Origin of the sequence: Avibacterium volantium (genome assembly GCF_049366555.1) — a bacterium.
Classification (GTDB): Bacteria; Pseudomonadota; Gammaproteobacteria; order Enterobacterales; family Pasteurellaceae; genus Avibacterium; species Avibacterium volantium_A.
Genome location: NZ_JBMMGT010000009.1, coordinates 1 through 13,242, shown reverse-complemented (window position 1 = coordinate 13,242; position 13,242 = coordinate 1). Strand labels below are relative to the sequence as shown.

14 protein-coding genes are annotated in these 13,242 nt (G+C 42.2%); 6 read left to right on the top strand and 8 right to left on the bottom strand.

Going from position 1 to position 13,242, the window contains the following annotated elements; genetic code table 11:
- Positions 1-111: 111 nt before the first annotated feature.
- The 5 genes from ACLS0A_RS04075 to nanA are packed head-to-tail and all read left to right on the top strand — an operon-like array spanning position 112 to position 3,982.
- Positions 112-801, top strand: a complete 690-nt coding sequence (locus tag ACLS0A_RS04075; protein ID WP_416082509.1) for an N-acetylmannosamine-6-phosphate 2-epimerase — start codon at positions 112-114, stop codon at positions 799-801.
- Between the two features lie 18 nt (positions 802-819).
- Positions 820-1,701 carry an N-acetylmannosamine kinase gene (locus tag ACLS0A_RS04070; protein ID WP_416082508.1) on the top strand — a complete coding sequence of 294 codons (882 nt, stop codon included), beginning with the start codon at positions 820-822 and terminating at the stop codon, positions 1,699-1,701.
- A gap of 18 nt (positions 1,702-1,719) precedes the next feature.
- The gene (gene nanQ, locus ACLS0A_RS04065) at positions 1,720-2,190 is read left to right on the top strand and encodes an N-acetylneuraminate anomerase (RefSeq protein WP_416082507.1); all 471 of its coding nucleotides are present in this window, start codon (positions 1,720-1,722) and stop codon (positions 2,188-2,190) included.
- Between the two features lie 21 nt (positions 2,191-2,211).
- Positions 2,212-3,081, top strand: coding sequence for a MurR/RpiR family transcriptional regulator (locus tag ACLS0A_RS04060; protein WP_126371808.1), 870 nt, complete (start codon positions 2,212-2,214; stop codon positions 3,079-3,081).
- Between the two features lie 19 nt (positions 3,082-3,100).
- Complete coding sequence (gene nanA / locus ACLS0A_RS04055) at positions 3,101-3,982, top strand: N-acetylneuraminate lyase (protein ID WP_416082506.1); 882 nt, start codon at positions 3,101-3,103, stop codon at positions 3,980-3,982.
- A 131-nt stretch (positions 3,983-4,113) separates the two neighbouring features.
- On the opposite strand, the gene ACLS0A_RS04050 is transcribed toward nanA, so the two are convergent.
- From ACLS0A_RS04050 to lexA, 8 genes are all read right to left on the bottom strand, one after another.
- A complete protein-coding gene (locus tag ACLS0A_RS04050; protein WP_416082505.1) occupies positions 4,114-4,665 on the bottom strand; it encodes a DUF5358 domain-containing protein in 552 nt (183 codons plus the stop codon).
- Positions 4,666-4,667: 2 nt separating this feature from the next.
- Positions 4,668-5,408 (bottom strand): 23S rRNA (guanosine(2251)-2'-O)-methyltransferase RlmB, encoded by a 741-nt coding sequence (rlmB, locus tag ACLS0A_RS04045; RefSeq protein WP_126371812.1) that lies wholly within the window; start codon positions 5,406-5,408, stop codon positions 4,668-4,670.
- A 116-nt stretch (positions 5,409-5,524) separates the two neighbouring features.
- Entirely contained in the window at positions 5,525-7,927 is a 2,403-nt protein-coding gene (gene rnr / locus ACLS0A_RS04040) for a ribonuclease R (RefSeq protein ID WP_416082504.1), read from the bottom strand.
- Between the two features lie 191 nt (positions 7,928-8,118).
- Positions 8,119-8,568 carry a 50S ribosomal protein L9 gene (rplI, locus tag ACLS0A_RS04035; RefSeq protein ID WP_103854029.1) on the bottom strand — a complete coding sequence of 150 codons (450 nt, stop codon included), beginning with the start codon at positions 8,566-8,568 and terminating at the stop codon, positions 8,119-8,121.
- 17 nt (positions 8,569-8,585) lie between these two features.
- Complete coding sequence (gene rpsR / locus ACLS0A_RS04030) at positions 8,586-8,810, bottom strand: 30S ribosomal protein S18 (RefSeq protein ID WP_035687245.1); 225 nt, start codon at positions 8,808-8,810, stop codon at positions 8,586-8,588.
- Positions 8,811-8,822: 12 nt separating this feature from the next.
- Positions 8,823-9,149, bottom strand: coding sequence for a primosomal replication protein N (priB, locus tag ACLS0A_RS04025; protein ID WP_416082503.1), 327 nt, complete (start codon positions 9,147-9,149; stop codon positions 8,823-8,825).
- Positions 9,136-9,513 (bottom strand): 30S ribosomal protein S6, encoded by a 378-nt coding sequence (rpsF, locus tag ACLS0A_RS04020; protein WP_035687243.1) that lies wholly within the window; start codon positions 9,511-9,513, stop codon positions 9,136-9,138. Before rpsF ends, priB begins: the two co-directional genes overlap by 14 nt.
- 415 nt (positions 9,514-9,928) lie before the next feature.
- Positions 9,929-10,564, bottom strand: coding sequence for a transcriptional repressor LexA (gene lexA / locus ACLS0A_RS04015; protein WP_416082502.1), 636 nt, complete (start codon positions 10,562-10,564; stop codon positions 9,929-9,931).
- A 224-nt stretch (positions 10,565-10,788) separates the two neighbouring features.
- On the opposite strand from lexA, the gene plsB reads away from it, so the two are divergent.
- Positions 10,789-13,221: a glycerol-3-phosphate 1-O-acyltransferase PlsB gene (plsB, locus tag ACLS0A_RS04010; RefSeq protein WP_416082501.1), complete on the top strand. Its 2,433-nt coding sequence runs from the start codon at positions 10,789-10,791 to the stop codon at positions 13,219-13,221.
- Positions 13,222-13,242 lie beyond the last annotated feature (21 nt).

Below are 13,242 nucleotides of genomic sequence, written 5' to 3'. Positions count from 1 at the left end.
TATGATCTGGATCTCACTTTTAAACTATTTTTCTTGTATTTTATTTTCAGAGGTCTATCCTAGCACCCAGTGAAAATTAACTTCCTTTCTTAAAAATATCTTGGAGTTTATATGTCAAAATTATCACATCAAGATGTGTTAAACCAGATTCGCTACGGGCTTATTGCCTCTTGCCAACCTGTTGATGACGGCCCGATGGATAAGCCTGAAATCGTGGCGGCAATGGCACAAGCCTCAGTGCAAGGAGGCGCAGCTGGATTGCGAATTGAAGGAGTCGAAAACTTAAAAGCCACGCGCCCTGTGGTGGATAAGCCCATTATTGGGATTGTAAAACGTGATTTGCCAGATAGCCCTGTGCGCATTACGCCGTTTTTGCAGGATATTGAAGATTTAGCAGCGGCGGGCGCAGACATTATTGCCGTGGACGGCACGTTGCGCACGCGTCCTGTTTCCCTTGAAAGTGCGGTGAAAAAAATCAAAGAATTAGGCTGTTTAGCGATGGCCGATTGCTCGAACTTGGAAGAAGGGCTGTATTGCCAAAAACTCGGCTTTGATATTGTGGGCAGCACAATGTCGGGCTACACAGGCGGTGAAGTGCCTGATGAGCCTGATTATCAGCTAGTGAAAGATCTCAAAGCGGCGGGCTGTTATGTGATGGCGGAAGGGCGTTACAACACCCCAGAGCTGGCGAAAAAAGCCATTGAAATTGGCGCAGATGTGGTTACCGTGGGATCGGCGCTGACTCGCTTAGAACATATTGTGAGCTGGTTTTCCAGTGCGGTGAAATCAGCAAAATCATAACCAAAACAAGGACGGCGTATGCGTTGTTTAGCATTAGATATTGGTGGCACAAAAATTGCTGCCGCATTGGTGGAAAATGGCGTGATTTCACAACGTCAGCAAATTAGCACCCCGCAAGATCAGTCTGCACAAGGAATGGAGCAGGCGTTAAAAACCTTAGTTACAGGCTATGCAGGGCAGTTTGATGCGGTGGCTGTGGCGTCCACAGGGATTATTAATCGTGGCGTGTTAACCGCATTAAATCCGAAAAATTTGGGCGGTCTTGCCAATTTTCCACTGAAAGCGTGTATTGCGCGTTACACCGATAAGCCCATTGGCTTACTCAATGATGTGCAAGCTGCGGTCTGTGCAGAATATCAAGCACAAGATAAAAGTGCGGTGCAAAATTTCTTATTTATTACCGTATCCACCGGCGTGGGCGGTGGAATCATTTTAAATGGCGAATTAACCACAGGCGAGAACGGCATTGCTGGACATATTGGGCATACCCTTGCTGATCCCAATGGGCCAATGTGTGGTTGTGGGCGTAAAGGTTGTGTGGAAGCCATTGCATCAGGACGCGCCATTGAAGCGGTGTCTTCACAATGGGCAGAACCTTGTTCACCAAAAGAAGTGTTTGAACGCTTTAGAAAAAATGACGAAAAAGCCACCGCACTTGTGCAACGTTCTGCGCAAGCCATTGCCAATTTAATTGCCGATATGGTGATTAGCCTAGATATTCAAAAAGTGGTGTTAGGCGGTAGTGTGGGCTTGGCGCAAGGTTATTTGCCTTTAGTACAACAATATTTACAGACAATGCCAACGTTTTATCAATGCCCTATTGAAGCCGCTCAATCTGGCGCTGATGCAGGTTTATTAGGTGCGGCTTATTGGCTAGAGCAACAAGTCATAAAACAATAAAAATCGAAGGAGTACAAAATGATTTTAGGCGATTTAACCCGTGATGATTTTGCCAGAGGTTTACCAATGGCGCTGGCAGAAATTTGTCATCAATTAAGAAGAATGGAGCTCACCAAATTAACTGTTGGCCGCCACGATCTCACCGATCAAATTTATATGAATGTGATGGAGTTTGACACCGCACCAAGCGACAGCAAACAAGCAGAACTTCACCATAAATACATTGATGTTCAACTGCTTATTAGCGGCAATGAAGTGATTGAATATGGCGTAAATGAGCCTGATCTCAGCACTTATAATGAATACAACGAAGCAGATGATTATCAGCTCACGCCAGATATTCCAAACAAAAGTGCGGTGCGTTTAACGCCGAAAATGTTTGCCGTGTTTTTCCCTTATGAGCCTCATAAACCGGGCTGTGTGGCTGGGGAAGCGCCAGAATTTATCAAAAAATTAGTGGTAAAAGTGCCAGTGGAGTTGGTGAGTTAAACAAACACAGGGGGAAGTTTTATGGTTGCAACAAGCGGGAATATTCTGGATACCATCGGGGCGTTGTATAACAGCCTGACAAAAACGGAGAAGAAAATTGCGACTACGATCTTATCTTCTCCACATTTGTTAAGCCAATTTTCATTGGCGGAAATTTCACAGCAGTTTGATGTGGGGGAGGCGACTTTTATTCGCTTTTGCCGAACTCTCGGGTTTAAAGGGTTTACCGATTTCAAATTGCAGCTTTCCATTGAATTGGCAACCAAAGAAAAACAGCCAAATTCTTTGTTAGAAAGCGACATTACCAAAAATGATGATACGCAAAATATCGCAGAAAAACTGCATAATTCCATTAATAATGTAATTAAAGAAACCATTAATTTGCTTGATGTAAAACAGCTTGAACAAGTGGTGTTGGCAATGCGTCAGGCAAAACGCGTGTTTCTTTTTGGCGTGGGCTCATCAGGCATTACCGCGGAAGATACAAAACACAAATTAATGCGTATTGGGTTACAGGTGGACGCTATTAGCAACAACCATTTTATGTATATGCAAGCTGCGTTGATGAATAAAGATGATGTGGTGATTGGCATTAGCCACTCAGGTTATTCTAAAGAAACCACGCAATCTTTAAATATCGCCAAGAAAAATGGGGCAACAACGGTGGCATTAACCCACAATTTACGCTCGCCCATTACACAGGTTGCCGATTATGTTCTCATCAACGGACATAGACAGGGGCAACTACAAGGAGATTCTATCGGAACAAAAATTGCACAGCTCTTTGTGTTAGATTTAATTTATGCCTTGATCGTGCAAGCCGAAGAAGAAAATGCAACAGAAATGAAGCAAAAAACCGTGAATGTGATTTTAGAACAGCGGATCAAATAAATTAGTTTAGGAGAAACCAATGAAAAACTTAAAAGGCATTTTTAGCGCCTTGCTTGTATCTTACAACGAAGACGGCTCAATCAATGAAAAAGGATTGCGTGAAATTATTCGCTACAACATTGATAAAATGAAAGTGGACGGCTTGTATGTGGGCGGCAGCACAGGGGAAAACTTTATGATTTCCACTGCGGAGAAAAAAGAAATTTTCCGCATTGCCAAAGATGAAGGGAAAGACCAAGTAGCATTGATTGCACAAGTAGGGAGCGTCAATTTACACGAAGCCGTGGAATTAGGGAAATACGCCACGGAACTTGGTTACGACAGCCTTTCAGCGGTAACCCCGTTCTACTACAAATTTAGCTTTGCAGAAATCAAACATTATTACGACACCATTATTGCCGAAACAGGCAATAATATGATCGTCTATTCCATTCCATTCTTAACCGGTGTGAATATTGGCGTGGAACAATTCGGTGAGCTTTACAAAAACCCGAAAGTGTTAGGCGTAAAATTCACCGCAGGCGATTTCTATTTGTTAGAACGCTTGAAAAAAGCTTACCCAGATCATCTTGTGTGGGCAGGCTTTGATGAAATGATGCTACCAGCCGCTGCCCTTGGCGTGGACGGTGCGATTGGCAGTACGTTCAACGTTAATGGTATCCGTGCAAGACAAATTTTTGAACTTACCCAAGCCGGCAAACTTGCCGAAGCCCGCGAAATTCAACACGTTACCAATGATCTCATCGAAGGCATTTTGGCAAACGGCTTGTATCTCACCATTAAAGAATTGCTTAAACTTGAAGGCGTAGACGCTGGCTACTGCCGCGAACCAATGACCGCCAAAGCCACCGCACAACAAATTGCCGTGGCAAAAGAGCTAAAAGCGAAGTTTTTATCATAACAAGAAAAAAGAGCGGAAAATTTCCGCTCTTTCTTAGTCATCAATAATTTTTGGCTAGAGTTTCTAGCCTTTTTTCTTATGTGTTTACCTCATTCGTGCAAAACTAAGTGCGGTGCAAATTTTTGTGATTTTTATAGTAGTAGGGTAGCGCCCCATTTAATAATATCAAAGAAAAACTTATTATCATTAGTGGCAACGCCGCTGCTTGCTTTGCCGTCTTCTTCTTTGCTGATCTCTGCCATACCACTTTTATATTGCCCTTTCACCACGGCTAAATCATCGCGAGCCTTAAGGCGTAGCACATTACATTCAGCCTGAGTTAAAGGTTCAAATTCGGTTTGTTTGAATTTTTTGAATTGGTATTGTGCATAGCCCATTGATTTTTCATCATCTTGAATGATTTTGAGGTACTCTTCACCGATAATGTTTTCTAATGGATAGAAGAACACATATTGCGCGTGGATATAAGCGTCTTCTTTACTAAAATGCGCTTGCTGAATACGAGTTAAATTGGGGTAAATACATTGTTCCGCTTGGCGACTTGCTGAAACCCAACGCTGTGCATCTTTATCGGATAACACATAATCTGCCCCTGCAAATTGGGCTGGAATAGGCGCTGTAGCACTATGCCAACTACAAGCCGCAATTAAGCTAATAAAAAGAGAGAGAACGAACTTTTTCATTGTTAGCCTGCCAAACGCTGTCTTGCAATTTCAAATAAACACACGCCTGTCGCGACTGACACATTCAGGGAAGAAACCGACCCCGCCATTGGAATACTCACCAACTGATCGCAAGTTTCGCGGGTTAAGCGGCGCATTCCGTCTCCTTCTGCGCCCATTACTAATGCGAGCGACCCCGTTAATTTGCTTTGGTATAAGGTTTCTGTAGCTTCCCCAGCGGTACCAACCACCCACATATTATAATGCTGTTGCAACTCTCTTAGGGTGCGCGCTAAATTGGTTACACGAATCAATGGTACCACTTCTGCCGCACCACAAGCCACTTTACGTGCGGTGGCATTGAGCTGTGCCGATTTATCTTTTGGCACGATCACCGCACACACGCCAGCCGCATCGGCGGTACGCAAACAGGCCCCCAGATTATGCGGATCGGTAACGCCATCTAGCACCAAAACAAGGGGATTTTGCTGATCGCGTAAAATACGATCCAGATCATTTTCATTTAATTCTTTGGCAGGTTGCACGCGGGCAATAATTCCTTGATGTACTTCGCCATTGGCTTTTTTATCCAACGTTTCGCGATTAAGGAATTGCACGGAAATGCCAAGCTGATAAAGCGTATTGAGAACAGGCTGTAAGCGTTTATCTTCACGCCCTTTTAGCACATAAACTTCAATCAGCCGTTCTGGTGCATTTGCCAAAAACGCATTAACCGCGTGGATTCCATAAATATTTTCAGACATTGTTATCCTTTACATTGATACATAAAATTAGGCGGAATTATACGCTTGTTTGCCGTCTTTCCGCCAGTTTTTCGCAAAGCGATCTTCTTGCGCTATTTTTTCGCAAGTGTATTTAACTAAGTGCGGTGCGATTTACGCTTATTTTTCTTAGCAGAAATTTCTGATTTTTTCACCGCACTTTTATTTTTCGCTTTTTTCGTTGATTTAGTGGCAGATTTCCTTTTTTGTTTTTTCGCACTTTCCGCATAGCGGAAGCCTTTTTTCGCTTTATCTTTGGCTGTTTTACCTTCGCGCCGTGGCTTGCGTTCTGTGCTGATGAGTGAGAAATCCACTTGGCGTTGTTCAAGGCTAACGGCTTCTACTCGCACTTCCACTTTATCGCCTAAACGATAAATTCGTCCGCTGTTTTCACCGATTAGCTGCTGGCGATTGACATCAAATTGGTAATAATCGTTATCCAAGGTTGAAATATGTACAAGCCCGTCAATGAATAAATCATCTAAACGGACAAATAAGCCAAAACCTGTTACGGCGGAAATTACGCCCGTAAATTCTTCGCCAACGTGATCTTGCATATACTCACATTTGAGCCAATCTGCCACTTCACGAGTTGCGTCATCGGCGCGGCGTTCGGTCATGGAGCAATGTTCGCCTAGGTTATCCATTTCATCAAAGGAATAATGATAGCCGCCTGAATCTGTAGTTTTGCGTTTTGAGCCTTGCAATTTAGCCAGTAAATATTTGATTCCGCGATGTAAAGTTAAATCGGGATAGCGGCGAATTGGCGAGGTGAAATGCGCATATTGCTCTAGTGCTAAGCCAAAATGCCCAATATTATCTGGGGAATAAATCGCTTGGCTGAGAGAGCGTAGCAACATTGTTTGGATAAGTTCGTGATCAGGGCGATCTTTCACTTGCGTTAGTAATTTGGCGTAATCTTCTGTGGTTGGCTTTGCACCACCGCTGAGAGTTAACCCTTGCTCTGCGAGATAAGCGCGGAAAGCACTGAGTTTTTCTTCACTTGGCCCTGCGTGAATACGATATAACGCAGGTTCATTGTGGGTTTCCATAAAATTCGCCGCGGCAATGTTGGCTAAAATCATACATTCTTCAATGATTTTATGGGCATCATTGCGCACCACTGGCTCAATGCGTTCAATGCGTCCCATTTCATTAAACACAAATTTGCTTTCGATGGTTTCAAAATCAATCGCGCCACGTTGTTGGCGAGCTTTTACCAAGGCTTGATAAAGATGATGTAATTCTTGCAAATGGGAAACAAGGGGTTCATAGCGCTGTTGTAGTTCTTCATCACCTTCCAAAATGCGTGCCACTTTAGTATAGGTTAAACGCGCGTGAGAATTCATCACGGCTTCGTAAAAGCGGTAATCGGTCATTTTGCCTTTTGGTGAAATGTTGAGCTCACACACCATACATAAACGATCAACCTGTGGATTGAGCGAACACAAGCCGTTAGAGAGTACTTCTGGCAACATTGGCACAACACGATTTGGGAAATACACCGAGTTTCCACGATTATAGGCTTCGTTATCCAGTGCCGTGCGTAGGCGAACATAGTAGCTCACATCGGCAATGGCAACCCAAAGCTTCCAGCCCCCTTTGTTGGTGCGTTCGCAATACACCGCGTCATCAAAATCTCGTGCGTCTTCACCATCAATGGTAACTAAAGGAAGTTGGCGTAAATCCACCCGCCCTTTTTTCGCCGCTTCAGGCACTTCTTCGGTGAATTTTTTGACTTGTTTTTGCACCGCACTTGGGAAAACGTGCGGAATATCGTGATTGCGAATGGCGATTTCGGTTTCCATTCCTTTTGCCATATTTTCGCCCAACACTTCAATAATCATTCCCACTGGACGAGTAAACATTGCAGTGCGAGGCTTGAGTTCCACCACCACAACTTGCCCCATTCGTGCGCCGTGGCGATATTCATTGGGGATCAAAATATCACGATTGATTCGGCTGTCATCAGGCACAACATAGCCAATCCCTTCTTCTAAAAAGAAACGGCCCACAATATGCTTTTTGCGTCCTTCAAGTAAACGCACGATGCGCACTTCTTGACGCCCTTTGCGATCAAAACCGCTTGGTTGTGCAAGGACATAATCACCGTGCATGACTTGCTTCATTTGTCCATTGGGAATGAATAAATCTTGCTTTGCACCGTCCACTTGTAAAAAACCGTAGCCTTCTTTATGCCCAATCACCATTCCTTTGATTAAGTCTAATTTTTCTGGCAAGGCATAGCGCTTACGCTTGGTAAAAACAAGTTGCCCTTCATTTTCCATAGCGCGTAAACGGCGGCGCATTGCCTCTTGACGCTCCTCATCGTGAATCGCCAAAACGGTATATAATTCTTCTTTTGACATTGGCGCATTATGATCACGAATAATATTGAGAATAAACTCACGACTTGGCACAGGGTTGCTATACTTTTTTAATTCCTGCTGATAATTTGGATCGGAAAGTGCGGTGGTTTTTTTTGTTATTTTTTTAGCCATAATGATTTCCTTATAAGGCATAGATTGCAGTAAGTTTGACATCGCAGGAAGGGGAAAGCAAGGAAAGAATCGGAGATATTTTAGGCAAAGTGCTTTTTATCGTTTTTATGTGTAAGTAATAAGAATATAAAATATCGTTACAAACAAAAACCCAGCGCGCGCTGGGTTTTTTATCTTATAAAAAGCTGTGATTATTCAGCAACTACGATAAGACGTAAGTTTGCGAATACTTCACCGTGAAGTTGGAAACGAACTTCGTGTTCACCAGTAGTACGGATTAAACCGTTTGGTAAACGAACTTCGCTTTTCGCTACTTCAACACCACGAGCTGTGATTGCATCAGCAATATCACGAGTACCGATAGAACCGAATAAACGGCCCTCATCACCCGCTTTACTTGCGATGGTTACAGACTCAAGGGCTTCAAGACGCTCTGCGCGATCCATTGCTGCCACAAGTGCTTTCGCTGCTTTTTCTTCTAATTCTGCACGACGTGCTTCAAAATATTCAATATTAGCTTTAGTCGCCATAACTGCTTTCCCTTGTGGGATTAAGAAGTTACGTGCATAACCAGATTTAACATTAACTTGATCACCTACATTACCAAGGTGAACAACTTTATCTAAAAGAATTACTTGCATTACCGTATTCTCCTTAATTACTGATTATCAGTGTATGGAAGTAACGCTAAGAAACGCGCGCGTTTGATTGCACGAGCTAATTGACGTTGATACTTCGCACGAGTACCGGTAATACGGCTTGGAACAATTTTGCCGCTCTCTGAAATATAGTTCTTTAACGTTGCGATATCTTTGTAATCGATTTCTTGAACGTTTTCCGCTGTAAAGCGGCAGAACTTACGACGACGGAAATAACGTGCCATTTGGCTAGTCTCCTAATCTATAAATTCGATTTGCTCGGCGTGTAATACTAATTGACTTAAACCATTTGCAGATTTGTGTGCAGTGATAAACCCCACAATCAATAAATTACTGCCGACCGTAATGCTTTGAGTTTTTGCAATTAATTGATTGCCACTAACTTGAACTGCGATTTTACACCACACTTGACGGGGCAAACCCGCTTCTTGTTGCTCTGAACGATGTTCTAAATAAAAGCGACAATGTTCAATGCCGTTAGGGCTTTTGCTTCGCTTGGGAAAGTCAGTAACTCGCCCAATTAATGAGAAGCGATTATCAACCTTTGAATTACTCTTCAGCATCCTCAAAATCGTTGTTTTCAACTTCAGCTAAAGGTTTACGCTCTTCGCGTGCTTTAACCATTGGGGACGCTTCTGTTACGGCGTGCTTAGTACGAATAATTGCGTTACGAAGAACTGCGTCGTTGTAACGGAATGCTGTTTCTAGCTCGTCGATGACTTCTTGAGGCGCTTCTACATTCATTAGCACATAATGTGCTTTGTGTAATTTGTTGATTGGGTAAGCTAATTGACGGCGACCCCAATCTTCTAAACGATGGATTTGACCGCCCGCTTCTTTAATAGAATTGGTATAGCGCTCAATCATCGCTGGTACTTGTTCGCTTTGGTCCGGGTGAACCATAAACACGATTTCGTAGTGACGCATTACTGCTCCTTACGGGTTAATCAGCCTCCGACTGTAAGACCAGCTACCAATCTTGCGGAAGCAAGGAACGAAAATGATGATGTAGCTGTAAGGCGTGCGATTATACAGGATTAACGAAAAAGCACAAGGGGAAATTATGTTATTTTATAAGGAAATTTTGAGTTTCAAATTGCACACTTTTAATATATGTAAAAAGCGTCAATTTACTCAAAATTACTCAAAAAATTTCGCAAAAAACAACCGCACTTTTAATGGAACTCATTCAGTAAAGCCGATGAGCATTACAATTCAAAGATAGCTTGTAAAACTCAGGCTCTCGTTACCTCATCGCTAGCTTTGTAACCATTTGTATTTATAGCCAAAGTGCGGTGCAATTTTTTGAATTTTTTAATAGTGAGCAAAGCAAATAAATGGGTTACATCCACGCATTATTACGAATGATCCCTACCGCAATCCCTTCAATTTCAAATTGTTCTGTTTCAGCGAGATCAACCACAATTGGCTCAAATTCTTCGTTTTCTGCGTGAAGATAAACAATCGAGCCTTTGCGTTCAAGGCGTTTTACGGTAACTTCATCTTCAATGCGAGCCACGATCACTTGGCCATTACGTACGTCTTTAGTGCTATGCACGGCTAATAAATCGCCGTCTAAAATGCCAATGTCTTTCATTGATTGACCATAGACTTTTAGCAAGAAATCCGCTTGTGGTTTGAACATATTAGCATCTACTTTATAAGTGCCTTCAATATGCTGTTCTGCTAAAATCGGCTCACCTGCGGCGACACGTCCGATAAGCGGTAAGCCATCTAGTTCTTCTTCCTCATTTTCTTCTGCAAGTAAACGAATACCGCGTGATGCACCTGGGATAATTTCAATTACGCCTTTTCGTGCAAGGGCTTTAAGATGTTCTTCTGCCGCATTTGGTGAGCGAAATCCCAATTCCCGCGAAATTTCCGCCCTTGTTGGTGGCATTCCGGTGCTTTCCAAATGGCGTTTTAGTAGATCATAAACTTCTTGCTGACGGGCTGTGAGGGCTTTCATCATTGTCATTTTATTCCCCTGTTTTTATATACATATTCACTGGTATTATATACAGAAACAGATTTGTTGCAATCTTCTTTTGTTTTATTGATGGGATTTGTTTGATTTTTGTTAGATTTATGCGAAATTTTAGCGCTAAATCAATTTATATCAGCGTAAATTGAAAAAAATGCCAAAATTTTGTGGTAAAATGGCGTAACTTTTTATCTAGATAAATAAATTACGGAATTTATATGGCAAGTATGCTTAATTTATATAGAAAATTATTAGAATTACCGCTTTCTGTATTAGTTAAAAATAATCCGATTCCTCACAATCCTATTGAAGAATTATCTTTAAATGTGCAGCAGCCTATCGTTTATGTGCTGCCTTATACATCACAAACGGATTTAGTGATTTTCCGCAAAAATTGTTTAAATGTTGGCTTGCCTGATCCTTTTGAGAAAAATGAAATTGGTGGCATTTCGTTGCCACGTTTTGTGTTTTTAGATGAAGGACGCCGCATTTTTAAATCTAAAGGGGCAAAAAAGGAAACCATCGCCATTTTTAATAAATACCTAGAATTACACCGCACTTTAGCTGATCTTGATGTGCAGCTTATTCCTGTTTCGGTATTATGGGGACGTTCGCCCGGCCATGAAAATAAAACAGGCTTGCCAAATTTGCGTTTATTAAACGGTATTCAAAAATTTGCCGCCGCGATTTGGTTTGGGCGTGATACCTTTGTGCGCTTTTCGCAAGCTGTTTCACTGCGTTATATGGTGAATGAACACGGCTCAGATGAAAAAATTGCCGCGAAGTTAGCGCGAGTTGCGAAAATTCACTTTTCTAAACAACGCATTTCAGCCACAGGGCCGCGCTTGCCAAATCGTCAAGCGATGTTTAATAAATTGCTGCAATCCCCTGCGATTCTAAAAGCCATTGAAGATGAAGCCAAAAGCAAGAAAATTCCAATGGAAAAAGCGCAAAAAGAGGCCTATAAAATCTTAGATGAGATCGCCGCCAATGTAAGCTATGAAGGCTTGCGTGTAGCGGATCGTTTCTTGCGTTGGCTATGGAATAAACTTTATCAAGGTATTGATGTGCAACACGCTGATCGTGTGCGCAAATTGGCACTTGAAGGCCACGAAATCGTTTATGTGCCTTGCCATCGCAGTCATATTGACTATTTATTGCTTTCTTATGTGTTATATCATCAAGGTTTGGTAACACCGCATATCGCTGCTGGAATAAACTTAAATTTCTGGCCTGTGGGCGCAATGTTCCGCCGTGGCGGTGCATTTTTTATTCGCCGTACATTTAAAGGCAACCGCCTATATTCAACCATTTTCCGTGAATATTTAGCGGAATTATTCCATCGTGGTTACTCAGTTGAATATTTCATTGAAGGTGGGCGTTCTCGTACCGGGCGTTTACTTGCGCCAAAAACTGGAATGATGTCAATGACCTTGCAAGCCTTGCAGCAGCGTCAGACGCGTCCAATTTCTGTCGTGCCTGTTTATGTGGGTTATGAGCACGTTTTAGAAGTGGACACTTACGCCAAAGAATTGCGTGGTGCGGCAAAAGAGAAAGAAAATGCGGGGCTGGTGTTACGCGTAATCAAAAAATTGCGTAATTTAGGCAAAGGCTATGTGAATTTTGGCGAGCCGATTGTATTAAGCAGTTATTTGAACCAACATTTCCCAGAATGGAAAGAACCGCATTCAGAAGATGAGCGTTCACAATGGTTTAATAAAGCGGTTGATTCCGTTTCAAACCAAGTTATGGTGAATATTAATAATGCAGCTGCCGTTAATGCGATGAATTTAACGGGAACGGCATTGTTGTCCTCTCGTCAGCGAGCCTTGACGCGTAAACAGTTATTAGAGCAGTTAGCAAGTTATCAGCAATTTTTGCAGAATGTACCTTATTCTGATGATGTGATTGTGCCAAGCGAAATGCCAGAAGAAATGCTCGATCACGTTTTAAACCTTGATCGTGTGGGCGTTCTGGTTGAAAAAGATAATTTTGGCGAAATTATTCGCTTAGAGCGTAATTCTGCGGTGTTAATGACCTATTACCGCAACAATATTCAACATTTATTTGCTTTGCCTTCTTTGGTGGCAAGCATTGTGTTGCATTATGGTGCAATCCAAAAAGATCTTGTGTTGGAGGCAGTTGGAAAAATTTATTCGTTCTTGCGCGGTGAATTATTTTTACATTTCAGCGATGATGAATTAAAAGAGCGTGTCGAAAATATTATTCAAGAATTGCAACGACAAAATATTATTCAGTGCAATGAGAATTTGCTCGCAATTCATAAACCGCAAGTCAGAATGTTGCAACTTTGGTCATCGGGTGTGAGAGAGATTTTGCAGCGTTATTACATCACAGTGAGCATTCTACAAAATGATCCGACGATTTCTCGTGCGACATTGGAAAAAGAAAGTCAATCGGTGGCGCAACGTTTATCTGTGTTACACGGCATTAATGCGCCAGAGTTTTTTGATAAAGCGGTGTTTTCTGCGTTTGTGGGTAACCTAAAACAATATGGTTATTTTGATGAGAATAATCAAGTGAACGAGGCGTTACTTGACGAACTCAGCGAAATTCTTGCGCAAATGATTTCTACTGAAGTTCGACTCACAATTAAAAGTGCGGTGGAAAAAACAGAAGAAATTGATTAATGTTGTGATTTAATATGTTCA